The organism is Pseudoxanthomonas sp. GW835-FHT14C01 (assembly GCF_058793715.1).
Window position 1 is genome coordinate 245709 of the sequence record NZ_JBXAGB010000003.1, and the last position, 23951, is coordinate 269659.

The window sequence follows — 23951 nt, forward strand, 5'->3', positions numbered from 1 at the left end:
CTTGTCCTTTGGTCTCCCCCCCCTCCCCCCACGCCTTGGCAGAAAGGTCATCCCCGCGCTTCCAACAGCCGAATGGCTGGTAAAGCGGGGATCCAGTGGCTTTCGCTCGCGCATCCGTAGTTGGCCTGTCGAGACCGGGTGTCGGATTCGGTACTTCCGACCAATGCCACGATGAAAGTCACTGGGTTCCCGCCTTCGCGGGAATGACGAAAGAAGATGTCCCTCAAGATCAACGAACTCTGCGTCAACTGCGATGTCTGCGAGCCGGCCTGTCCCAACCAGGCCATCTCGATGGGCGAGACGATCTATGTGATCGATCCGGCGCGCTGCACCGAATGCGTTGGCCATCATGACGAACCGCAATGTGTCGTCGTGTGCCCGGTGGAGTGCATCGACCCCGATCCGGCGTATCCTGAGACCCATGAAGCACTGCTGGCGAAGATGCTGAGGTTGCAGGCCGGCTGATCGTCCTGTTCCGCACGTGCTTCGTCCCGGTGTCCGTTCCAGGAGAAGTCGTGATCCATCGCCGTCTGTTCGCCCTTCTGTTCGTCGTCGCCTTCGCGCCCGCTGCGCTGGCGGTCGACGCCGTCCGCACCAACGCCGCTCCCCATCCGCCCGGTACCGCCATCGCCAGTGCGCATGCGCTCGCCACGCAGGCGGGCCTGGATGTCATCGCCCAGGGCGGTAATGCCTTCGACGCGGCCATCGCGGTGTCGTCGACGCTGTCGGTGGTGGAGCCGATCAGTTCGGGCCTCGGCGGTGGCGGCTTCTTCCTGCTGCATGACGGCAAGACCGGCAAGGACGTCTTCATCGATGCGCGCGAGACCGCGCCGGCCGCGTCGACGCCCGACAAGTACCTGCTGCCGAACGGCGACTTCAACCGCGACCGCGCCGAGAACGGTCCGTGGGCTGCCGGCATTCCCGGCCTGCCCGCCGCCTTCGTCCACGTGGCGGAAAAGTACGGCAGGCTGCCGTTGAAGGCGTCGCTGGCGCCGGCGATCCGCACGGCGCGCGAGGGCTTCCCGGTGTATGCACGCATGGCGCGCGGCTACCAGGCGCGCCGCGAGGTGATGGAGCGCTACAAGGGCACGCGCGCGGTGTTCCTTGCGAACGGGCAGCCGATCAAGGAGGGCGATGTCTTCAAGCAACCCGACCTGGCGCGCACGCTGGAACGCCTCGCCGCGCAGGGTTTCGACGGCTTCTATCGCGGCGAGACGGCGAAGCTGCTGCTGGCCGGCGTGAAGGCGGAAGGCGGGCAGTGGACCGCGAAGGAACTGGCCGGCTATACCGTGCGCGAACGCGAGCCACTGACGTTCAAGTACAACGACTGGCAGGTGACGACCGCGCCGCCGCCGTCGTCCGGCGGCGTGGCGCTGACGCAGATGCTGCAGATCCTCGATGCCTACGACCTGTCGAAGCTGGATGAAGTGCAGCGCACGCACCTGGTCGTCGAAGCGATGCGTCGCGCCTTCCGCGACCGCACCTTCTATCTGGGCGATCCGGATTTCGTCGAGATCCCGATGAAGACGCTGACCAGCCCGTACTACGCGGCCGGCCTGCGCGCGACCATCAATCCGCAGAAGGCGACGCCGAGCGACCAGCTGTCGGGCCAGCAGACGCCGTTGGAAGACGAGGAGACCACGCACTTCTCGATCATCGACGCCGAGGGCAACCGCGTCGCCGGCACGCAGACGGTCAACCTGCTGTACGGCTCGGGTCTGGTGCCGCCGGGTACGGGCGTGCTGCTGAACAACGAGATGGACGACTTCGCGCTGAAGCCGGGCACGCCGAACGCGTTCGGCGTGATGGGCTACGACGCCAATGCGCCGAAGCCGGGCAAGCGCATGCTCAGCTCGATGACGCCGACCTTCATGGAGTCGCCGGACAAGGTCGCCGTGCTGGGCACCCCCGGCGGCAGCCGCATCATCACCATGGTGCTGCTGGGCGTGCTGGGCTACGACGCCGGACTGGATCCGCAGGCCGTCGCCGCGCTGCCGCGCTTCCACCACCAGTGGATGCCGGACCTGATCGAGATGGAAACCGATGCGCTGAGCCCGGGGTCGCAACAGGCGCTCGAAGCGATGGGCCACCGGTTCAAGGTGCCCGGCAATACCGCACAGGGCGGCCGCGGCTCCAGCCATGTCTGGGGCAACCTGCAGACGGTGGAGTGGGACAAGACCACCAACACGTTGCATGGCGGCAGCGACCCGCGCAATCCGGTTGGGGCGGCGAAGGTGGTGGAGTCGGCGGCGAAGCCCTGAACAGGGGGTTGGTACCACTGCAGGAGCGACGTCAGTCGCGACCGGGAAAGTCCAGAGCACGCAGCACCGATCCCGCCCATGGATCGGACCATCGCCCGACCAGGCGGTAGGGGTGGCTCGGGGTTGGCGGTCGCGACTGACGTCGCTCCTACAGGGAGCAGAACGGGGCGTAGAATCGCCCCATGAAACTCTGGTCGCTGCTGGGCAATTCCCAGAAACTCGATGGAGGCGCGATGTTCGGCAACGCGCCGCGCGCCATGTGGGAGCGGTGGTCGCCACCGGATGCCGAAAACCGCATAGAACTGGCCTGCCGCGCGCTGTTGGCGCAACCGTTGAACGGCAAGACGGTGCTGTTCGAGACCGGCATCGGTGCCTTCTTCGACCCCAGGATGCGCGCGCGCTTCGGCGTGCAGGAAGAGCGCCACGTGCTGCTCGACTCGCTGCAGGCGGCCGGGTTCTCGCACAAGGACATCGACGTGGTGGTGCTCAGCCACCTGCACTTCGACCACGCGGGCGGCCTGCTGGCGCCGTGGCGGGAGGGCGGGGCGCCGGAGCTGCTGTTCCCCAGCGCGACGTTCGTCGTCGGCGCCGATCACTGGCAACGCGCGTTGAAGCCGCATCCGCGCGATCGCGCGAGTTTCATCCCCGAGCTGCAACCGCTGCTGGAGGCGAGTGGGCGGCTCGAACTGGTTTCCGGCGAGTATTCGCACGCGCTCGGAGAGTCCGTGCGTTTCAGCTTCAGCGACGGCCACACGCCCGGCCTGATGCTGGCGGAGATCGTTGGCCCCGAATCGGTCGACGGGCATGCGCATGGCGGCGTGGTGTTCTGCGCGGACCTCATCCCGGGACGCTCCTGGGTGCATGTGCCCATCACCATGGGCTACGACCGCAACGCGGAACTGCTGATCGACGAGAAGCGCGCCTTCCTCGAAGACAAGCTGGCCCGCAACGTCCATCTGTTCTTCACCCACGACCCGGGTTGCGCGCTGGCGCAGGTGACGCGCGACGAGAAGGGCAAGTTCGGTGTCGCCCATGAAGTGGTGGAACTGCAGGCGCGCCCGCTGGCTGCGTAGAGCGGAGCTTGCTCCGCTGCCCTTCCTTGCCTTGGCTGGAGTGGGGATGCCTGCGGAGTCGCTCAGGCTCGACTCTACGTCGCATGACAGGATGGAGTTCCAACGACGGAGAAGCCGTACGTTGGCGTTGCGGGTTCTCTGATATCGATGCGAGGCGCAGCGGCGCAGGATGAAAGCATGCCAAGTCCTCGCCTTATGGTGGGCCGCCATTCCTGCATCGGTGCGGTTTACGCAATCACATCGATCGTCCGCGGAAGAGCGCCCTTGCTGGCCGACGCCAGCAGCGCAAGGTTGGTGATGCAGGAGTTGTGTCGCTGCGAGGCGGAGCAGCGGGTCGATAACCTTGCCTGGGTCGTCATGCCGGATCACGTCCATTGGCTGTTCCGGTTGCGGCATGGGACCCTCGGGACGCATGTGCAGGCCTTCAAGTCGCGCGTTGCGCGCGGCTTCAACGACCTGCGCACGACCTCGGGTCCAGTCTGGCAGGCCGGCTACTACGACCATCGTGTCCGAGATCACGAGGATCTTGTCGAGCAGGCGCGTTACATCGTGGCCAATCCGCTACGCCGCGGGTTGGTTTCTCGCTTGGACGATTATCCGTACTGGTATTGCGCCTGGATTCGTACGGAAGAAGATCTATAGCGAGCCTCGTGGATCGGCGCTTGCTACGGTGCTTTGAAGGTTTCTGGTGAGAAGCAGTCGAGCAAGCTCGACTCTACGAGCTATCTCAGCCGATTCGCGTGCCGAGGATGCGGTCGCTGTCGTCGCCCAGGTCGTAGAGCGGAGCTTGCTCCGCTGCTGTTGCGGACGTCGATATGGGGATTCCGGGACCAAGGCGTCGAGCGAGCTCGACTCTACGAGCGATCTCAGCCGATCCGCGTACCGAAGATGCGGTCGCCGGCGTCGCCCAGGCCCGGCAGGATGTAACCCTTGTCGTTGAGGCGCTCGTCGATGGCGGCGGTGTAGACCTCGACGTCCGGGTGCACGGCTTCCAGCGCCTTCAGGCCTTCGGGTGCGGCGACCAGGAAGATGCCCTTGATCCGCTTCGCGCCCGCACGCTTCAGCATGTCGATGGTGGCGATCAACGTGCCGCCGGTCGCAAGCATGGGATCGAGGATCAGCGCGTCGCGCTCTTCCAGCCGGCCGGTCAGCTTCTCGAAGTAGGGCACCGGCTGCAGCGTTTCCTCGTCGCGCTGCAGGCCGACCACACTGACGCGTGCGGCAGGGATCAGCGCGAGCACGCCCGGCAGCATGCCCAGGCCGGCGCGCAGGATCGGCACCAGCGTGATCTTCGCGCCGGCGATCTTCTTCACCTGCACGGGGCCGGCCCAGCCGGCCATCGTTTCGCTGGTCAGCTCCAGGTCCGCCGTGGCTTCGTACGCCAGCAGCGTGCCGAGCTCGGTGACCAGCTCGCGGAAGTCCTTGGTGTTGAGGCTCGCGTTGCGCAGCAGGCCGATCTTGTGCTGCACGAGGGGGTGGCGGACTTCGACGGTCTTCATGGGCGGCATGCAAGCGGTGAGATGGCCGATAGTGTGACCGAAATATGACGTCACCGCAGTGTCATCCCCGTGGCGGACGGAGGTGGATCCATGATGGGTTGTCATGCCAGTGAAAGATCGCGGACATAAGGTCTGCACCCGGTATTCACATCCTCCGGGACTCCCATGTCGTCCAAACATCCGCTCCACATCGCCATCGTGCTTGCGCTGGCGGTGGCAGGCCACGCGTCGCACGCCCGTGCGCAGTCCACGTCCGTGTCCTCCCCCGATGGCAGTGCCGACGCCACCACGCTGGACCGCATCGAAGTGCGTCCGCAGCTGGAACAGCAGGTGCGCGCGATCGACTTCAAGCGCAGCGCCGACGCCATCCAGGACACGGTGTCGTCCGACGCGATGGGCCAGTATCCGGACAAGAACGTCGGCGAGTCGCTGTCGCGCCTGCCGGGCGTCAGCGTGACGCGCGACCAGGGCGAAGGCCGCTTCGTCGTCGTCCGCGGACTCGATGCCGCCTTCAACAGCGTCAGCGTCGACGGCGTCGCCATCGGCACGCCGGAAGACGCCAGCCGCGCCGCGCCGCTGGACGTGATTCCTTCCGATTCCACCGAGCGCCTGACCGTGATCAAGGCCCCGACGCCGGACATGCCGGGCGACGCCATCGGCGGCGCCATCGTCGTGGAGTCCGCGTCGGCGTTCGACCGCGACGGCCGGAACATCCGCGCCAAGGCCGAGCTCAGCCACCAGAACCTGAGCGGCGAGACCAGCCCGAAGGCCTCGTTCAACTACAGCGATCTCTTCGCCGACGGCACCTTCGGTGTGGCGCTGGGCCTGAGCTACCAGGACCGCAACTACGAATCGGACAACATCGAGGTCGAGTACGACAAGCTGGACGAACGCGACGGCCTGACCCCGATCGAGGTCCAGCAGCGCAAGTACAGCATCAACCGCGAGCGCACGGGCGTGAACCTCAACCTCGACTGGCGTCCGAGCGAGGGCAACAGCTACTACCTGCGCACGCTGTACACCGACTTCACCGACGCCGAAACGCGGCAGAACAGCATCATCCCGGTAGGCGAGGGCGACATCACGGTGAACGCCGACGGCACCTACGCCGTCGACGGTATCGATCCGAACGACTTCAGCCGCCGCGTGCGCTACCGCACCAAGGAAGAAGACACCTTCACGATCAGCGTCGGCGGTGAAAACAGGTACGGTGCGGGTTCCCTCGTCGACTACAAGGTGGGCTATACCAAGACCCGCGAACGCGTGGCGGACGAGGTCGAAGCCCGCTTCGAGTACGACGGCGCCGATGACGTGTCCATCCTGATGGATACCTCGCATCCGATCCCGCGCTACACGATCTCCGACAGTCCGGCGGGCGGCTGGCTGGACAACGACAACTATGCATTCAATCGCCTGGTCGTGGCACCCAAGTGGGTGGAGGACGAGGAGAACAGTGCGCAGGTCAATTTCACCTTCGCAGGCGATACGGTGACCTGGAAGACCGGTCTGCTGGGCCGCTGGCGCGACCGCGACGTCAATATCGACGAGACCGAACTGCGGCGTGGTCCGGACATCAACCTGGGCAGCTGGAGCACAGGTTCGCCGAGCTACACGCACGGCAACATGGGAGACGGCATCAGCTCGCGCGCGATGAACCGCTACCTGCGCGACAACCTGTCCCGCTACACCGCGCGCCCGCAGGACGTGGCGGCCAACACCGAGGTCTCGCTGATCGAGGACTATACGGCGAGCGAGGACATCCTGGCCGGTTACCTGATGGCGACGATTGACTTCGACACGCTGCGGGTCATCGCCGGCGCGCGCGTCGAGCGGACCAAGTTCGAGGCGACCGGCAACGTGGTCGACCTGGAAGACGAAGAGACCATCGGTTCCATCACCACCCGCGAGGTCTCCAGCAGTTACACCAGCGTGCTGCCTGGCCTGCACCTGCGCTACGACATGGGCGACTGGGTGCTGCGCGGCGCCTACACGACCACGATCGCGCGCCCGTCGTTCGGCAACATCTCGCCGCGCACCCGTATCAATCGCGACCAGGAAGAAGTCGAACTGGGCAATCCCGGGCTGGATCCGTACACGTCGCGCAACTTCGACATCTCGATCGAGCGCTACCTGGGCGAGACCGGCATCGTGTCGGCAGGCCTGTTCTACAAGAACATCGACGACTACATCGTCGACGTGACCACGCGCGACAATCCGGACTACCAGGACTTCGACGTGACCATGCCGGTCAACGGCGACAAGGCCACGGTGTACGGCGCCGAACTGAACTGGCAGCAGCATTTCGACAACGGCCTGCTGCTGGGCTTCAGCGCCACCTGGCTGGATACCGAGTACAAGATCAACGGTCGCTCCTTCACGCTGCCGAACGCCTCGGACCGCCTGTACAGCGCCCACATCGGTTATGAAAAGGGCGGCCTGAGCACGCGGATCGCGGCGGTGCGCCGCAGCGAGTACATCGATTCGGTCGACAGCGACGACAGCGATTTCGACATCTGGGTGGCCGAGAACACGCAGCTCGATTTCAGCCTGGACTACAAGGTCAGCGACCAGTGGGGCTTCTACATCGAGGCGTCCAATCTGCTGGACGAGCCGCTGGAGCTGTACCAGGGCTCGCCGTCGAACACGCTGCAGAACGAACTGTACGGCCGCACGTACACGGCGGGCGTCAAGCTGCGCTTCTGACGGAGCGCGTCGGCCTGTCGATGCCTTGTCGGCAGGCCGTCCCCGCGTGTCGCCTCTGCGCAATACCGAACTCATGAGGAAACAACGATGACCCTGTCCCGCACGCTACTCACGGCAGCCGCGGCGGCCCTGCTTGCCGCCGGTTGCACCGGCAAGCCGACCGCCCCTGCGTCCGGTGCCCGCGACGCCGACGAGAAGGCGGCTCCTGCCGCAGCGACCGTCGATACGCGCGACATACCGGTGATCCGGGAAGCGTTCCTGACGCCGATGACGCCCGCCGACAACATAGACTCGCCCGCATCGTGGACGACGGCTGATGGCCAGCGCTGGTTGATCGCCACCGCGAAGGCGACCGACAAGCTGGTGGTCTACGACGGCCAGACCGGCGCGCACGTGCGCGATGTCGGCGCGACGGGCGAGGGCGCGGGGCAGTTCAAGCGTCCGAACGGCATCGCCGTGGTCGACGACCTGGTCTTCATCGTCGAGCGCGACAACCATCGCGTGCAGGTGTTCTCGCTGCCGGACTTCACGCCGGTGCTGAGCTTCGCTGCCGAACAGCTGCGCAAGCCCTACGGCCTATGGGTCAACAAGACGGGCAGCGGTTACCAGGTCTACATCACCGACGCCTACATGGCGGGCGAGGACGCGCAGGGCGAAGACATCCTGCCGCCGTTGGATCAGCTGGACAAACGGGTGTGGCGCTTCGACGTGGCGCGCAACGGCGATGCCTTGTCGGCGAAGGTCGGCGGCCACTTCGGCGACGCGTCGCCGGAAGGCGCGCTGCGCGTGGTCGAGTCGATCTGGGGCGATCCGGCCAACGATCGACTGCTGATCGCCGAGGAAGACGAGACCTACGCGAACGAACTGAAGGTCTACGACCTGGCCGGCAAGTACGCCGGCAAGACCGTCGGCCGCGACGTGTTCAAGGCGCAGTCCGAAGGCATCATGCTGAAGACCTGCGCCGACGGCGGTGGCTGGTGGCTGACGACCGAGCAGGGCAAGGGACGCACGGTGTTCCACCTGTTCGACCGCAAGACGCTGGCGCATACCGGTGCCGTGACCGGCGCGAAGGTGGCCAACACCGACGGCATCTGGCTGGACGCGTCGGCGTCGGCGCGCTTCCCCGAGGGCGTGCTGTACGCGGTGCACGACGACCAGGGCGTGGTGGCGCTGGACTGGCGCGATATCGCCAAGGCACTGCAGCTGCCCGCGTGCCGGACCCCATGAATCGATGGGAATTTATGCGACGAGGCCTGCTGGTCGCGCTGCTGCTGGGGACCTGCGCAGGGGCGGGCGCGCAGGAGGCGACAGCGCGCCAGCCGGAGCCGAACACGCGCGTGCCGAAGGGTGTGCCGCGCTATGCGCCGACCGGGTTCCCGGACCGCATCGTGGCGTCGCCGGCGCAGGATGCGGCTATCGGTTTCTCGGTGGCGTGGCGCACCGACACGAAGGTCGACGCGCCGCTGCTGGAGGTCGTCGTCGCCGGCGATTCGCCCGACATGGGCGAACCGCGCCGCATTGTGGCCACCAGCACCTCACTGAAGACCGAAAATGGCGATGCGCACCATCATCGCGCGGACATCGATGGCCTGCAGCCGGACACGCTGTATGCCTGGCGCGTGCAGGGCGACCGTACCTGGAGCGCCTGGTACCACACGCGTACGGCCGCCGCTGCGACCGCGCCGCTGACGCTGCTGTACTTCGGTGACACGCAGAACAAGAACGTCAGCCTGACCACGCGTGTCGTGCGTGAAGCGATGCGCTACGCGCCGGACGCACGGCTGGCGCTGTATGCCGGCGATCTGGTCAGCGGCGGCGACGGTGAAGACGACAACGAGTGGGGCGAGTGGTTCGAGGCGAACGAAGTGCTGCCGACCTCGCTGGTCGTTGCGCCGGCGCCGGGCAATCACGAGTACTTCGAGGTGTTCGAGGACACGCCGCAGGAACGCCGCGTGCTCGGCGCGCACTGGCCGGTGACGTTCGCGCTGCCGGGCAATGGGGTGGCGCAGGCGAAGAAGACCACCTACTGGTTCGACTACCAGGACGTGCGTGTCGTGGTGATCGACGGGACGTCCGCCCTGGATCTGGGCACGGCGAAAGCGCAGGCCGCGTGGCTGGACCAGGTGCTGGGGTCGAACCCGCACCGCTGGAGCATCGTGATGACGCACCAGCCGTTCTTCTCGCCCCGCGAAGGCCGCGACAACGTCCAGCTGCGCCGACACCTGCTGCCGGTGATCCGCCAGCACAAGGTCGATCTGGTGTTGCAGGGACACGACCACGTCTATGGTCGATTGAAGAGTCCGCCGCCGGTGTTCGTGGTGTCGGTCGCCGGCGCCAAGCAGTACCGGCTGTCGGACGAGGCGCGCAGGACGATGCGCCCGGTTGCCGAAGACACCCAGCTGTTCCAGGTGCTGCGCTTCGAAGGTCCGCGACTGCGTTATGAAGCCCGCACCGCGACCGGACGCCTGTACGACGCCTTCGACCTGGTCGATCAAGGTGCGGCCGGCAAGCAGCTGGTCGAGCACGAGGAAGGGCGCATCGGCGAGCGTAGCTGTACCCGCGCCGAAACCCTCAAGGGCCGCGCCGACCGGTGCTGGGAATGAATCCGTCGATGTGGAGACGAGCTTGCTCGGCTGCTTTTCCCGCGCGTCGCCAACCCATTGCAGAAGCAGCGGAGCAGGCTCCGCTCTACGTTTCCCTCTACAGGAGTCCACCATGAAGCACGTTGCCGCCGTTACCTTGCTTCTTCTCTGCGCGAGCGCCTCCGCCCGCGAAGCCCACATCCGCCATCCGTTCCTCGCCGAGCAGCCGAAGGCGGCATCGGAAGACGTGCTGCTGGCGGTGGAGATTCCCGCCGGCAGCTTCACCAAGTACGAGATCAACGACGAAGGACTGGTCTATGTGGACCGCTTCCAGTCGATGCCGGTGGCGTATCCGGCCAACTACGGTTCGATGCCGCGCACGCTGGCCGGCGATGGCGATCCGCTGGATGCGCTGGTGCTGACGCGCGAGCCGCTGCACCCGGGCGTGCTGGTGAGGTTCCGCCCGATCGGCGTACTGCGCATGATCGATGCGGGGGAGCACGACGAGAAGATCATCGGCGTGCCGACCGACAAGGTCGATCCGACCTACGCCAATATCCGCGATCTGGCCGACCTGCCGGAGATCGAGCGCCAGCGCATCGAAGCCTTCTTCCGCGTCTACAAGGATCTGCCGAAAGGGCGTAACCCGGTGCAGCTCAACGGCTACGGCGATGCCAAGGAAGCGAAGGCGCTGATCCGCGAGTCGCTGGAACGTTTCGCAAAGCAGAACCCGTAGATCGGAAAGATCATCCGCAGGAAAGGAAAAGGCGAGCCGAGGCTCGCCTTTTTCGTCGCACCTGCCGCGTGGATCAGGCCGCCGCGGCCTGGCTGATGCGCGGGCCTTCGCGGAGTGCCTTGCCGACCATCGCGACCAGCAGGTCCAGCTCCTCGCCGTCGATCGCGAAGTGCGGGGTGAAGCGCAGCGAGTTGGCGCCGCCGTGGATGACGTTCAGGCCCTGCTGGCGCAGCCATTCCTCGGTGGAGCCGGCGCCGTAGCACTTGAAGGCCGGCGACAGTTCGCACGAGAACAGCAGGCCGGTGCCCTGCACGTTGGTGATCAGGCCGCCGAGTTCGGCCTGCAGCTGCTGCAGTTTCTGCACCGCTTCGGCGCCGCGCTTGCGGATGTTCTCGCGCACCTGCGGCGTCAGCTGGGCCAGGGTGGCGCAGGCCACATCCAGCGCGCGCGGATTGGTGGTCATGGTGTTGCCGTACACGCCCTTGCGGTACAGGCCGGCGGCGCGCTCGTTCACCGCGAGCACGGACAGCGGGTACTGCGCGGCATTCAGCGCCTTGGAGTAGGTCTCCATGTCCGGCGCGTCCAGACCTTCGAAGCCCGGGTAATCGACGATCGACAGCACGCCGTGCGCGCGCAGGCCGGCCTGGATCGAGTCCACCAGGAACAGGCTGCCGTGGCTGCGGGTCAGTTCGCGCGCGGCGGCGTAGAATGCCGGCGGCACCGAACGGCCCGGGTCGCCTTCGCCCATCACCGGCTCCAGGAACACGGCCTCGACGAACCAGCCCTTGGCCTCCGCATCGGCGAACGCCTGCTTCAGCGCCTCCACGTCGTACGGCGGGATGGCGATGACCGAGTCCTCGCCGCGGTAGCTGGCCAGGTACTGCTGGTACGACTTGCGCGAGGAATCCGAGTACAGGGCCGGACGCTCGGTGCGGCCATGGAAGCTGCCCTTCACCACGATGCGCTTGATGGTGCGGCCGGCGTGGCGGCCGTCCGGGTCGGTCATCAGCTTGCTGTTGATGTCGGCGATGCGCGCGGCCAGGCCGACCGATTCCGAACCGGAGTTCAGGCACAGGAACTTGGCGAACGGGCAGCCGCCGCGGGTGTGGCCGATCTCCTTGCGCAGGGCGCGGTCGAAGCGCAGCTGCGACAGGCTGGGCGTCATGATGTTGGCCATCACCTGCGGGCGCGCCATCGCTTCGAGCACGGCAGCGGGGGTGTGGCCGAAACCGAGCATGCCGTAGCCGCCGGCGTCGTACAGCACGGCGCCGTTGAGCGTCACCACCCACGGGCCACGACCGGCCAGCGCGATGTACGGGTTGATCGCGTCGTCGGCGTAGAAGTTGACGTAGCCGGCCTGCACGGCGCGCAGTTGCTCGGCTTCGTCCAGCTCGAACAGTTCGGCGAACTCGTCCCGCAGGCGCGCGTGCTCGGCAGCGGCGGCCTCGATGGCGGCGACCAGGTCCGGGTGGCCCTTGGCCAGGCGCTCGACGGCGGCATCGTCCAGGCCTTGGGTGAGGCGCTGGCCCTTGTGGGCGCGGAGTGGGGCGAGGTGGTCGGTCAGGGCCATGGGAATCCTCCGGCGGCAAGCGGCAAACCCGTATTATCGGGAATAATTCGTCATTTGACAGTTGTGAACTGCGCTGATTTAGAGGATATTTCGTCGATTCGACGAAACCCAGCCGCGCATGAAGCTCACCGACGCCGACCAGCAATTGCTCTCAATGCTCCGTGAGAATGCACGGGCCTCCACCGCCCAGATTGCCCGCCGGCTGAGCCTGTCGCGGACCACGGTGCAGAGCCGGATCGAGCGGCTGGAGCGCGAGGGCGTGATCAGCGGCTACACCGTGCGCGTGCACGACGAATACGACCGCAGCCACCTGCGCGCTCACATCATGATCGCCGTGCATCCGAAGCAGATGACCTCGGTGGTCGCGGCGCTGCGCGCGATGCCCGAACTGCGCGTGCTGCACTCGGTCAGCGGCAGTCACGACCTGATCGCCATCGGCGCGGTACCCAGCGTCGGCGACATGGACGTGCTGACCGACCGCATCGGCGCGCTCGATGGCGTGGAGCGCACCACGTCGTCGATCGTGCTGTCGACCAAGTTCGAACGCTGACGACGGGGCGTCCCGGCGGGCTCCCGTACAATGCACGCCCCCGCAAGGCCCCGACCGTGAAGAAGTCCGACTTCCATTTCGACCTGCCCGAGGCGCTGATCGCCCAGGCGCCGTTGCCGGAGCGCTCCGCCAGCCGCCTGCTGGTGGTGCCGCCGGGCGAGGCGCCGTTCGCCGACCGCCACGTGCGCGACCTGCCGGAATGGCTGCAGCCGGGCGATCTGCTGGTGTTCAACGATACGCGCGTGATCCCGGCGCGCCTGTTCGGCCAGAAGGAAAGCGGCGGACGGGTGGAAATCCTCATCGAGCGCCTGCTGCCGGAAAATGCGGCACGCGCGCAGGTCGGCGCCAGCAAGTCGCCGAAGCCGGGCAGCCGCATCCGGTTGGATGCCGGCGGCGAGGCGGAGGTGATCGGGCGCGACGGCGAGTTCTACCAGCTCCGCTTCCATGTGCCGGGTGCGCTGGAAAGCTGGCTGCAGAAGGCGGGCCGGCTGCCGCTGCCGCCGTACATCCAGCGGGCGCCGGGCCAGGACGACGACGAGCGCTACCAGACCGTGTTCGCGCGTGAGCTCGGCGCGGTGGCCGCACCGACGGCGGGCCTGCACTTCGACGACGCGCTGCTGGCGACCTTGCGAGACCGTGGCGTGGAGTTCGGCCACGTGACCCTGCATGTCGGTGCCGGCACCTTCCAGCCGATGCGGGTAGACAATATCCATGAGCACCACATGCACAGCGAATGGCTCAACGTCGGCGCCGCGCTGGTGGAGCAGGTGCGGGCGGTGCGGACCCGTGGCGGACGCGTCGTCGCGGTGGGCACCACCGTCGTGCGTGCGCTGGAGTCGGCGATGCGCGAAGGTGAACTGCAGCCGTTCGCCGGCGAGACGCAGATCTTCATCTTCCCCGGCTACCGCATCCGCAGCGTGGACGCGATGGTCACCAATTTCCACCTGCCGGAAAGCACGCTGCTGATGCTGGTCAGCGCGTTCGCCGGCAAGGCGCGGATACTCGACGCCTACGCCCATGCGGTGCGCGAGCAGTACCGCTTCTTTTCCTATGGAGACGCGATGCTCCTGTTCCCGGAGCAGGAGCAATGACCCTGCCACCTTCTTTCTACCGTCATCCTGGCGACGTGAGGCTTTCCGCATGAGCCGGATGTCCTTCGACCTGCTGACCACCGACGGCGCCGCGCGCCGCGGACGGCTGACGTTCCCGCGCGGGACCATCGAAACCCCGGCGTTCATGCCGGTAGGCACCTACGGCTCGGTGAAGGGCATCCTGCCGGAGCACGTCGAAGACCTCGGCGCCGAGATCATCCTCGGCAACACCTTCCATCTGTATCTGCGGCCGGGCCTGGACGTGATCGGCGCGCATGGCGGGCTGCATGGCTTCGCCCGCTGGAACAAGCCGATCCTCACCGATTCCGGCGGCTTCCAGGTGTTCTCGCTGGCGCACCGTCGCAAGATCACCGAACAGGGCGTGACGTTCGCCTCGCCGGTGGACGGCGGCAAGGTCTTCCTCGGCCCCGAGGAGAGCATGCGCATCCAGAAGGTGCTGGACAGCGACATCGTGATGATTTTCGACGAGTGCCCGCCGGTGAACATCGACGGCAAGCCGGTGGACCCGCGCGTGATCGAGCGCTCGATGGAGCTGTCGCTGCGTTGGGCCGAGCGCTCGAAGCGTGCCCACGAGGGTAACGATGCCGCGCTGTTCGGCATCGTGCAGGGCGGCGTGCACCATGACCTGCGTTCGCGCTCGGCGGACGGGCTGAAGGCGATCGGTTTCGACGGCTACGCGATCGGCGGCCTGGCGGTCGGCGAGACCGAGCGGGAGCGCAATACGACGCTCGAGCACACCTGCCCGCAGCTGCCGGCGGACCAGCCGCGTTACCTGATGGGCGTGGGCCGGCCGGAAGACCTGGTGGAGGCGGTCGCGCGCGGCGTGGACATGTTCGACTGCGTCATGCCGACCCGCAATGCGCGCAACGGCCATTACTTCACCTCGTTCGGCACGGTCCGCATCCGCAATTCGAAGTACGAGCACGACCTGCAGCCGATCGAGCCGGGCTGCGGCTGCTACGCCTGCCGCAACGGTTTCACCCGCAGCTACCTGCGCCATCTGGACCGCTGCAACGAGATGTTGGCGCCGATGCTGGGCACGCTGCACAACCTCTGGTACTACCAGCAGGTGATGGCGCAGATGCGGGCGGCGATCGCCGAAGGGCGGTTCGAAGTGTTCCGCGCCGCGTTCTACGCGGCCCGGGGCGTGGACGCGCCCGGTTGAGTTCCTTCACGCCGTAGAGCCGAGCTTGCTCGGCTCCGCGCGGCTTCACATGCCCTGTATTGGCGGCAAGCCAGCGGAGCAAGCTCCGCTCTACGTCTTCCCGGCGCCCGGGTGCCGGCTTGCCTGCCGCAGGGAACCAAACCGGGCCGGCGCGGTCTTTTCCGGTCCGGGCGCATGGGGAAGCCCGGGCGGGGCTTCCCGACGCGTGGCATAATCCCCGGCTGCTTTTCATACCCAATGGACAAGTCCATGAATCTGCTTGATTTCTTCGTTGCCCCCGTTCTCGCCCAGGCCGCGCCGGCCCAGCAGGGCATGGGCGGCTTCGGCCTGCTGATGCCGATCGCCCTGATCGCCATCATGTACTTCCTGATGATCCGCCCGCAGATGAAGCGCGCCAAGGAGCACCGCTCCATGCTGGACAAGCTGTCCAAGGGCGACGAAGTCATCACCTCGGGCGGCATCGCCGGTACCGTCACCGACATCGGCGATAACTTCGTGACCCTGGAAGTGGCCGACAACGTGCGCGTGCGCGTGCAGAAGGCCGCTGTGGGCAACGTGCTGCCGAAAGGCACGCTGAAGTCCGCCTGATCCGTTTCCCGCGCCGCTGCTCTGCGGTGGCGCGAATTCCGCTGTTTCCGAACCACTGCTGAGCGCATGCCCGGGAAGGGCCTGCGCGGGTCGCCACGATGCTTGAATTCCCTCGCTGGAAATACGTCCTGATCCTGTTCGTCGTGTTGGCGAGCGCGCTGTACGCGCTGCCCAACCTGTACCCGCAGGATCCCTCCGTGCAGATCACCGCCAATCGCGGTTTCACCGTCGACGACGCGCTGCGCGCGCGCATCGAGACCGCGCTGGCGCAGGCGGGCGTGCAGCCCAAGCAGATCGAGATCGACGACGGCACCATGCTGGTGCGGCTGCCGGGCCTGGACGAGCAGACCAAGGCCAACGACGCGCTGCGCCAGGCGCTGGGCGAAGACTACCTGGTGGCGCTGAACCTGGCGTCCACCGTGCCGGACTGGCTGGGCAAGCTGGGCGCACGGCCGATGGTCCAGGGTCTGGACCTGCAGGGCGGCGTGCACTTCGTCATGCAGGTCGACCAGAAGGCCGCGCTGGACAAGCGTGTCGACGGCTACCTGGAAGACATCCGCGTCACGCTGCGCGACAAGCGCATCCGCTATACCGCGGTCGAGCGTCGTCCCAACAACAACATCGTGGTGACGCTGGCGGACGACGAGAACGTGGCGGCCGCGCAGCAGGCGCTGGCGCAGACGTTGAGTTCGCGCGGCAACAATGCCTCCGGCCTTGCCGGCGGCGGCCTCAGTTACCAGGCCAGCGGCAACCAGATCACGATCGGCCTGCCGCAGGCGGAACTCGACCAGATCGCCAGCGAGGCGATCGAGCAGAATCTCACCACGCTGCGCAATCGCGTCAACGAGATCGGCGTGGCCGAGCCCATCATCCAGCGCCAGGGCAACGACCGCGTCGTGGTGCAGCTGCCCGGCGTACAGGACACCGCCGAGGCCAAGCGCCTGATCGGCGCGACCGCCACGCTGGAGTTCCGCGCCGTGGTCGAGGGCAATGCCGCCGACGCCGTGGCCAGCGGCCGCATCCCGCCGGAAGCCAAGGTCTACCAGCTGCGCGACAACGCCGGGCCGGTGCTGTTGAACAAGCGCGTGCTCGCCTCCGGCGACGAGATGGTCAATGCACGCGTGGGTACCGACAACAACGGCCTGCCTGCGGTCGACGTGACCCTCAGCAACGTCGCCGGCCAGCGCATGTTCGACTACACCAGCGCCAACGTCGGCAAGCTGATGTCGGTGGTCTACATCGAGCGCGTGCCGACCCTCACCATGGTCGACGGCAAGGAAGTGCGCAGCGTACGCGTGCGCGAGGAAGCGCTGTCGCCGACCCGCATCGCCGGCGTGTTCGGCAAGAACTTCCAGACCACCGGCCTGGAGAAGACCGAGGCCGAGAACCTGGCCAAGCTGCTGCGTGCCGGTTCGCTGGCCGCGCCGATGGACTTCATCGAGGAGCGCGTCATCGGTCCCAGCCTGGGCGCCGAGAACGTGGCCCGCGGCACCAAGGCGGTGGTGTATTCCTTCGTCTTCGCGCTGGCGTTCTTCCTGGTGTACTACCGCATGTTCGGCCTGATCACCTGCGTCGCGCTGCTGCTCAACCTGGTGATGGTGGTGGCGGTGATGTCGCTGTTCGGCGCGACCATGACGTTGCCCGGTTTCGCCGGCCTGGCGCTGACCATCGGCATGTCGGTGGACGCCAACGTGCTGATCAACGAGCGCATACGCGAGGAACTGAGGGCGGGCGTGCCGCCGCTGGCATCCATCGCCACCGGTTACGACAAGGCCTCCGGCACCATCTTCGATTCCAACATGACCGCCCTGCTGGCCGGCGTGGCGCTGTACGCGTTCGGTACCGGCCCGCTGAAAGGCTTCGCCATCACCATGGTGATCGGCATCGCGACGTCGGTGTTCACCGCGGTGACCGTCTCGCGCGGCCTGGCCACCCTGATCTACGGCCGCCGCCGCAAGCTGAAGTCGCTGGCCATCTGACGAGAGCATCCGACCCATGAAACTCTTCCCGCTGCATCTCGTTCCCAACGACACCCGCATCGACTTCATGCGGCTGCGCTGGATATCCATCGGCATCGCCGTGCTGATGGCGGTGGTCGCCATCGGCGCCATCGCTTTCAAGGGCTTCAACTTCGCGCTGGATTTCACCGGCGGCACCGTGGTGGAACTGCGCTTCCAGCAGCCGCCGGACGTCGACGGCGTGCGTTCGCGCCTGGAAGCGGCCGGCTACGGCAGCGCGCAGGTCCAGACCTTCGGTACCGGCAGCGACCTGCTGGTGCGCCTGCAGCCGCGCGAAGAGGGTGCCCAGCCCGAAGGCACCACCGGACTGGACGCCACCAACCGTACCGCGCAGGACGTCGTCCGCCTGGCATCGGTGCCAGGCAATCAGGCCACGGTGGTGCGCAACGAGTTCGTCGGTCCGCAGGTCGGCAAGGAACTGGCGCTCAACGGCCTGTACACGCTGGTGTTCGTGGTGGTCGGCTTCCTGATCTACATCGCGGCGCGCTTCGAATGGAAGTTCGCGGTGGCCGCCATCGTCACCACCCTGCACGACGTGCTGATCTGCGCCGGTTTCTTCGCGCTGACCGGGCGCGAGTTCGACCTGACCATCCTCGCCGGCCTGCTGTCGGTGATGGGCTTCTCGATCAACGACACCATCGTGGTGTTCGACCGTGTGCGCGAGAACTTCCGCAGCCTGCGCGTGGAGCCGGTGGAAGTGCTGAACCGCTCGGTCAACCAGACCCTGTCGCGCACCATCATCACCTCGGTCGTGGCGTTCCTGACGGTACTGGCGCTGTACCTGTACGGCGGCGGCTCGCTGGAAGGCATGGCCATTTCGCAGATGATCGGCATCGTGATCGGCACGATCTCGTCGATCTTCGTCGCCTGCCCGCTGCTGACCCTGGGCTTCCTGAAGGTCACCAAGCAGGACCTGATGCCGAAGGCGAAGGACGAAGCGCTGCTGGCGCGTCGTCCGTAATCCCCGGTAGCCGGGCACGAAAAAGGCCACGCAATGCGTGGCCTTTTTCTCTGGGTCCGTTCCTTTAGGAAGCGACGTGAGTCGCGACCGCACGGCCACGCACGCCGCTTCAAGCAGGTTGCAGGCAATCGATCAGGCCAGACGAACGCGTGGTTTGCCATCCAGGGCGCGTGCCGGTTTCCGGTCGCGACTCACGTCGCTCCTACAACAAGCCGGGCGCTACCGGCTCTCAGCCGTTGAACGAAGCGGCGTACCCCGACGACACGATGGTCTTCTGCAGCGCGTCGGCGACCTTGAGGTTGCCGGCGACGATCTGGCGGGGCAGGGCGGTGCGGCCGTCGATCTTGCCGAGGGCGGCGCCGCGGAAGTCGCAGACCTTGCCGCCGGCCTCGCGCACCAGCAGCACGCCGGCCGCGATATCCCAATCCTTCACGCCGGCCTCGAAGTAGGCGTCCGAACGGCCGCAGGCGACGTAGGCCAGGTCCAGCGCGGCCGAGCCGGTACGGCGGATGTCTTCGGCATGCACCAGCAGTTCGCGCACGCATTCGAGCTGGGCACCGGCACGGGCGCGCTCGCGGGGCGGGAAGCCCGTGGTGATCATGGCGCCGACCAGTTCCTTGCGGTCGGCCACGCGGATGCGGCGCTCGTTGAGCTGCGCACCGGCGCCACGGCTGGCGGTGAACAGGTCGTTGCGCAGGGGGTCGAAGATCACAGCGTCGGTCGGTTCGCCGTTGTCCACCAGCGCGATGGACACGCAATAGTGCGGGAAACCGCGCAGGTAGTTGCTGGTGCCGTCCAGCGGATCGATGACGAAGGTGTAACGGCCATTGATCTGGGCGCCGCTTTCCTCGCCCACGAACCCGTAATCCGGATAGGCGCGGCGAAGCTCCTTGATGATGACCTTCTCGGCGTCGGAGTCCACCTCGCTCGCATAGTCCATCCGCTCCTTCTGCACCACATTCAGCGCATCCAGCTTGTTGATGCTGCGCAACAGCACGTTGCCAGCCAGGCGGGCTGCCTTGGTCATGACGGTGACGACGGGCTTCTGCATGCGAACGGACCTCGGACAGGCGTAGGGTGGGGCGAACAAGTGGAAAAGAGCAGCACGGCGCAGCGGCCGGCCCGCGCAGTTTACCATTTGCCCCCATGAACACGCCCGTTTCCGTCACTGGTTCCGTTTCCCCCGCCGCCCTGCGCCTGCGCGTGGTGCTGGTCGGCACGCAGCACCCCGGCAACATCGGCGCCGCCGCGCGCGCGTTGAAGACGATGGGTCTGGCGCGCCTGGTGCTGGTCGCCCCCGAGGACTACCCGGCGGAGGAAGCCTATCGGCGCGCCGCCGGCGCCGACGACCTGCTCGGCGACGCCCCCGTGGTCGCCACGCTGGCCGAGGCCGTCGCGGACTGCCACCTGGTGCTGGGGTGCACCGCGCGCAGCCGCCGCGTCCAACTGGAAGAACATGCGCCCCGGCAGGCGGCGGCCCTGGCGGTCGGCCGCGTCGCGGCAGGCGGGGAGGTGGCGCTCGTGTTCGGGCGCGAACGTACCGGCTTGAGCAACGAGGAACTGCAACTCTGCCACGCTGCGGTCCACATCCCCGCGAATCCCGAGTACAGCTCCCTGAACCTTGCCGCCGCCGTGCAGGTGCTGGCCTACGAACTGCGCCTGGCCATGCTGGAGGACGCGCCGGCGGCGGTGGCGCTCGCCGCGCATCCGGACGATGCATCGGCCAGCCACGCGCACATGGAGGGATTCTTCGCCCAGCTCGGCGAGACCCTCGATGCGATCGATTTCCACAAGGGGCGTACGCCGGATTCCGCGATGCGCAAGCTGCGTCGGCTGTTCGCCAAGGCCGACCTGACCGAGCAGGAAGTGCGCCTGCTGCGCGGCATCCTGGCCGACGCCCAGCGCATGGCCCGTCTGGCGGGCCAGGGCGGCGCTGGATCACTGTCTTGAACTCACGTTTTCCGATAGGCTGCCGCCATCGTTCTGGCGGGCGCCCATCGTTGCGTACAACCTGGTTCCGCCTCGCGCTGGCTGTCCTCGGTGCAGCCCTGCTTCCCGCCGCGGTCGCTCCCGCCAGCGCCGCCGGCGATGAACGCGTCCTCGTCCTCGGGCGCATCAGCGACGACCCCAAGGCGCACTACGAACAGCTCAAGCCGTTGCTTGACTACGTGGTCCCGCGGATGCGTGATGTCGGCATCACCGAGGGCCGCATCCTGATGGCGCGCGACGCGCAGCAGATGACCAGCTACCTGCGCCGGGGCCGGGTGGACTGGGTGACCGAGACCGCGGGTACGGGCATGCGGCTGCAGGAGCGCGCCGGTGCGCGCCCGATGCTGCTGACCGAGCGGGGCGGCGTCAGCCGTTACCATGGCGTGTTCTTCGTCCGCCGGGACAGCGGGCTGGAGCGGCTGGCGGACCTGAAGGGGCGTACGGTGGCCTTCCAGAACACCGCCTCGACCAGCGCGTACTTCGCGCCGTCGGTCGCGCTGCTGGACGCCGGCCAGCGCATGGAAATCCTGCTGTCGCCGATGGACCGGCCCTCCGCCGATTCGGTCGGCTACGTGTTCGCGCGCTCGGAGCTCAACATCGCCGCCTGGGTGCACAAGCGCCTGGTCGATGCCGGCGTGGTCAGCAACCTGGACTGGGACGACGTGCGCCGCATGCCGCCATCGTTCCGTCGCGACTTCCGCGTGATCCACGAGACACAGGACTTCCCGCGCGCGCTGGAGATGGTGCGCGGCGACCTCGATCCGAAGATCGAGGCGCGCCTGCGCGACGTCCTGCTGGAAGCCGCCAACGACCCCGCCGCGCGCGACGCGCTCAACGTCTTCTTCCGCACCACCCGGTTCCTGCCGGTCGATCCGGCATCGCAGCAGGCGCTGGACGACCTGCGCCGTGGCGTGACGCGCGTCCGGGAGCAGATGGAATGAAGCCCATGCGCTTCGGCCTGCAGGCCCGCTTTCTGGCGGCGATGGCCCTCATGCTGGTCGTCGTGATCGCGTTGCTGGGGACGCTGCTGCACCGGCAGAAGGTGATGCAGCAGGAAGTCGCCGACCTCGGCCGCGAGGCCATGCACGGCATGGTCGAGGACAGCCTGCGCCGGCACGGCGAAGCCACCGTCGACCAGTTGGGCGATGCGCTGGCCAACCCGCTTTACTACTTCGACCTCGATACGATCGGCAGCATCGTGCGCTCGGCACAGAAGGAGCCGGACGTCAGTTACGTGCTGGTGTACGACAACCAGGGCCGGATCATCCACGACGGTACCGCCGACATCGCGGTGTACGGGCAGACCATGACCGATCCGCTGGCGTACGAGGCGGTGAATGCGCGCAGCATGCACACGCAGTGGTCGGCGCAGATCGTGGACGTGTCCGAGCCGATCATGATCGGCAGCGAGCGCATCGGCGGCGTGCGCGTCGGCTATTCGGTGGCGTCGGTGCGTGCGTACGAAGAGAAGGCGATCACCGCCGCGCGCGCGCGGCTCAACGAGCTGGGCGCCCGCCACCTGGGCTGGATCGCGCTGCTGCTCGCCGCGCTGGTGGCGGTGTGCGTGACGATCATGGTGTACGCGCAGCGCACGCTGGTCAGGCCGATCCGCCAGCTGGCGCGCGCGGCGCACGACATCGAGGTCGGCAACTACAACGGCGAGCGCATGTCGAGCGAGCGCCGGGACGAGGTCGGCGAGCTCGTCCGCGCCTTCGGGACGATGAGCGACAGCATCGCGCGGCACGATCGCGACGTGCGGCGCATGGCGTATACCGATTCGCTGACCGGCCTGACCAATCGGCTGGCGTTCCGCGAGAGCCTGGACCATCGCCTGATGATGCTGCGCGGTGCGGGCCGCCAGCTGGCCCTGCTGTTCGCCGACATCGACGACTTCAAGCGCGTCAACGACACGCTGGGCCACGAGGCCGGCGACGAAGTCCTGCAGCAGTTCGCCCACCGCATCCGCGATGCGGTGGAAGCGATGGGCGGCGACGACGCGCTGCTCGCGCGCTTCGGCGGCGACGAATTCGTCATCCTGATCCAGGACGGCGACGTGCGCGGCAGCGCCACGCGGCTGGCCGAGAAGCTGGTGGCCGAACTGGGGCGCCCGATCGTCGTGCAGGAGCGCCAGGTGTTCCTCGGCACGTCGATCGGCATCACGCTGTTCCCGGAGGACGCCTCCGGCGCGACCGCGCTGATGAAGAACGGCGACATCGCGATGTACCAGGCGAAGGTGGCCGGCAAGAACTGCTACCGCTTCTACAGCCGCGCGATGGACCAGGCCGTGGAGCGCCGGGTGCGCATGGAGCAGGAACTGCGCGGCGCCTGGGAGCGCGGCGAACTGAGCCTGATGTACCAGCCGGTGTTCCGCATGGCCGACAGCCGCATCGTGGGCGCCGAAGCGCTGCTGCGCTGGCAGCATCCGGAGCTGGGCATGGTGGCGCCGTCGGTGTTCATCGACGTGGCCGAGCAGAGCGGGCTGATCGAAAGCATCGGGCCGCGCGTGCTGCGCGCCGCCTGCGCCGCGGCCGCGCGCTGGGGCAGCGGACGCGATGCGATGGATCCGCTGTTCGTGTCCGTCAACGTATCGCCGCGCCAGCTCCGCAACGGCGACCTGCCGGATGTGGTCGCCGAGTGCCTGCGCGACACGGGCCTGGCGGCATCGCGCCTGCACCTCGAGCTCACCGAGACCGCGGTCATCAGCGACGAGGCGCATGCCAGCGCGCTGCTGGCCACGCTGCATCGGACGGGCGTGAAAGTGTGGCTGGACGACTTCGGCACCGGCTTCTCGGGCCTGAGCCATCTGCGCCGCGTGCCGGTCGATGGCGTGAAGATCGACCGCAGCTTCATCGCCGACATGCTGCGCGACCCGGACGACCTGGCGCTGACCACCGCGATCATCGCGATGGCGCATTCGCTGGGCATCACGGTCGTCGCCGAAGGCGTGGAGAAGGAAGGCCAGTTCAACCTGCTGCGCGAGCGTGGCTGCGACCTGGCGCAAGGCTATTGGCTGGGGTATCCGGTCACGGCGGCGGAGTTCGCACAGCTCGTGGCGTGACGGTTTGGCCTTGATGTAGGAGCGACGTGAGTCGCGACCGCACGCCGTCAGTGACGGTGTAGGCAAAGCATCGCAGTCCGTTGGCA

20 protein-coding genes are annotated in these 23951 nt (G+C 67.2%); 17 read left to right on the plus strand and 3 right to left on the minus strand.

Annotation, left to right across the window (positions count from 1 at the left end):
- Positions 1 to 216: 216 nt before the first annotated feature.
- The 4 genes from AC1Q5B_RS14505 (at position 217) to AC1Q5B_RS14520 (ending at position 3976) form a co-directional block, all read left to right on the plus strand.
- The gene (locus AC1Q5B_RS14505) at positions 217 to 465 is read left to right on the plus strand and encodes a YfhL family 4Fe-4S dicluster ferredoxin (RefSeq protein ID WP_055940809.1); all 249 of its coding nucleotides are present in this window, start codon (positions 217 to 219) and stop codon (positions 463 to 465) included.
- A gap of 50 nt (positions 466 to 515) precedes the next feature.
- Positions 516 to 2261 carry a gamma-glutamyltransferase gene (gene ggt / locus AC1Q5B_RS14510; RefSeq protein WP_492632302.1) on the plus strand — a complete coding sequence of 582 codons (1746 nt, stop codon included), beginning with the start codon at positions 516 to 518 and terminating at the stop codon, positions 2259 to 2261.
- 182 nt (positions 2262 to 2443) lie between these two features.
- Positions 2444 to 3334, plus strand: a complete 891-nt coding sequence (locus AC1Q5B_RS14515; RefSeq protein WP_492632303.1) for an MBL fold metallo-hydrolase — start codon at positions 2444 to 2446, stop codon at positions 3332 to 3334.
- A 195-nt stretch (positions 3335 to 3529) separates the two neighbouring features.
- Positions 3530 to 3976, plus strand: a complete 447-nt coding sequence (locus AC1Q5B_RS14520) for an REP-associated tyrosine transposase (protein ID WP_492632804.1) — start codon at positions 3530 to 3532, stop codon at positions 3974 to 3976.
- Positions 3977 to 4200: 224 nt separating this feature from the next.
- On the opposite strand, the gene upp is transcribed toward AC1Q5B_RS14520, so the two are convergent.
- Positions 4201 to 4833: a uracil phosphoribosyltransferase gene (gene upp, locus AC1Q5B_RS14525; RefSeq protein ID WP_492632304.1), complete on the minus strand. Its 633-nt coding sequence runs from the start codon at positions 4831 to 4833 to the stop codon at positions 4201 to 4203.
- A 165-nt stretch (positions 4834 to 4998) separates the two neighbouring features.
- Between upp and AC1Q5B_RS14530 the strand changes: the two genes are divergently transcribed.
- The 4 genes from AC1Q5B_RS14530 to AC1Q5B_RS14545 all read left to right on the plus strand — a co-directional run bounded on the left by AC1Q5B_RS14530 (position 4999) and on the right by AC1Q5B_RS14545 (position 10854).
- Complete coding sequence (locus tag AC1Q5B_RS14530) at positions 4999 to 7536, plus strand: TonB-dependent receptor (protein ID WP_492632305.1); 2538 nt, start codon at positions 4999 to 5001, stop codon at positions 7534 to 7536.
- 87 nt (positions 7537 to 7623) lie between these two features.
- The gene (locus AC1Q5B_RS14535; protein WP_492632306.1) at positions 7624 to 8763 is read left to right on the plus strand and encodes a phytase; all 1140 of its coding nucleotides are present in this window, start codon (positions 7624 to 7626) and stop codon (positions 8761 to 8763) included.
- Positions 8764 to 8777: 14 nt separating this feature from the next.
- Positions 8778 to 10139: a purple acid phosphatase family protein gene (locus AC1Q5B_RS14540; RefSeq protein WP_492632307.1), complete on the plus strand. Its 1362-nt coding sequence runs from the start codon at positions 8778 to 8780 to the stop codon at positions 10137 to 10139.
- 112 nt (positions 10140 to 10251) lie between these two features.
- Positions 10252 to 10854 carry an inorganic diphosphatase gene (locus tag AC1Q5B_RS14545; protein WP_492632308.1) on the plus strand — a complete coding sequence of 201 codons (603 nt, stop codon included), beginning with the start codon at positions 10252 to 10254 and terminating at the stop codon, positions 10852 to 10854.
- Positions 10855 to 10927: 73 nt separating this feature from the next.
- Here AC1Q5B_RS14545 and AC1Q5B_RS14550 read toward each other — a convergent pair whose 3' ends face one another.
- The gene (locus tag AC1Q5B_RS14550) at positions 10928 to 12424 is read right to left on the minus strand and encodes an aminotransferase class III-fold pyridoxal phosphate-dependent enzyme (RefSeq protein ID WP_492632309.1); all 1497 of its coding nucleotides are present in this window, start codon (positions 12422 to 12424) and stop codon (positions 10928 to 10930) included.
- Positions 12425 to 12542: 118 nt separating this feature from the next.
- Here AC1Q5B_RS14550 and AC1Q5B_RS14555 point away from each other — a divergent pair, with 118 nt between their 5' ends.
- The 6 genes from AC1Q5B_RS14555 to secF all read left to right on the plus strand — a co-directional run bounded on the left by AC1Q5B_RS14555 (position 12543) and on the right by secF (position 18818).
- Positions 12543 to 12974 (plus strand): Lrp/AsnC family transcriptional regulator, encoded by a 432-nt coding sequence (locus AC1Q5B_RS14555; protein ID WP_192311454.1) that lies wholly within the window; start codon positions 12543 to 12545, stop codon positions 12972 to 12974.
- Positions 12975 to 13030: 56 nt separating this feature from the next.
- The gene (gene queA / locus AC1Q5B_RS14560) at positions 13031 to 14065 is read left to right on the plus strand and encodes a tRNA preQ1(34) S-adenosylmethionine ribosyltransferase-isomerase QueA (RefSeq protein ID WP_492632310.1); all 1035 of its coding nucleotides are present in this window, start codon (positions 13031 to 13033) and stop codon (positions 14063 to 14065) included.
- Positions 14066 to 14114: 49 nt separating this feature from the next.
- Positions 14115 to 15251, plus strand: a complete 1137-nt coding sequence (gene tgt / locus AC1Q5B_RS14565) for a tRNA guanosine(34) transglycosylase Tgt (RefSeq protein WP_492632311.1) — start codon at positions 14115 to 14117, stop codon at positions 15249 to 15251.
- A 249-nt stretch (positions 15252 to 15500) separates the two neighbouring features.
- Complete coding sequence (gene yajC, locus AC1Q5B_RS14570) at positions 15501 to 15839, plus strand: preprotein translocase subunit YajC (protein WP_192269820.1); 339 nt, start codon at positions 15501 to 15503, stop codon at positions 15837 to 15839.
- A gap of 98 nt (positions 15840 to 15937) precedes the next feature.
- Entirely contained in the window at positions 15938 to 17818 is a 1881-nt protein-coding gene (secD, locus tag AC1Q5B_RS14575) for a protein translocase subunit SecD (RefSeq protein ID WP_492632312.1), read from the plus strand.
- Between the two features lie 16 nt (positions 17819 to 17834).
- Entirely contained in the window at positions 17835 to 18818 is a 984-nt protein-coding gene (gene secF / locus AC1Q5B_RS14580; RefSeq protein WP_492632313.1) for a protein translocase subunit SecF, read from the plus strand.
- A gap of 229 nt (positions 18819 to 19047) precedes the next feature.
- Here secF and AC1Q5B_RS14585 read toward each other — a convergent pair whose 3' ends face one another.
- A complete protein-coding gene (locus tag AC1Q5B_RS14585) occupies positions 19048 to 19869 on the minus strand; it encodes an inositol monophosphatase family protein (protein WP_492632314.1) in 822 nt (273 codons plus the stop codon).
- A 95-nt stretch (positions 19870 to 19964) separates the two neighbouring features.
- On the opposite strand from AC1Q5B_RS14585, the gene AC1Q5B_RS14590 reads away from it, so the two are divergent.
- The 3 genes from AC1Q5B_RS14590 to AC1Q5B_RS14600 are packed head-to-tail and all read left to right on the plus strand — an operon-like array spanning position 19965 to position 23865.
- On the plus strand, positions 19965 to 20768 hold the full coding sequence (locus AC1Q5B_RS14590) for an RNA methyltransferase (RefSeq protein ID WP_492632315.1): 804 nt from the start codon (positions 19965 to 19967) through the stop codon (positions 20766 to 20768).
- A gap of 50 nt (positions 20769 to 20818) precedes the next feature.
- A complete protein-coding gene (locus AC1Q5B_RS14595) occupies positions 20819 to 21748 on the plus strand; it encodes a phosphate/phosphite/phosphonate ABC transporter substrate-binding protein (protein WP_492632316.1) in 930 nt (309 codons plus the stop codon).
- Positions 21745 to 23865: a putative bifunctional diguanylate cyclase/phosphodiesterase gene (locus AC1Q5B_RS14600; protein ID WP_492632317.1), complete on the plus strand. Its 2121-nt coding sequence runs from the start codon at positions 21745 to 21747 to the stop codon at positions 23863 to 23865. The genes AC1Q5B_RS14595 and AC1Q5B_RS14600 overlap by 4 nt, the downstream gene beginning before the upstream one ends.
- Positions 23866 to 23951 lie beyond the last annotated feature (86 nt).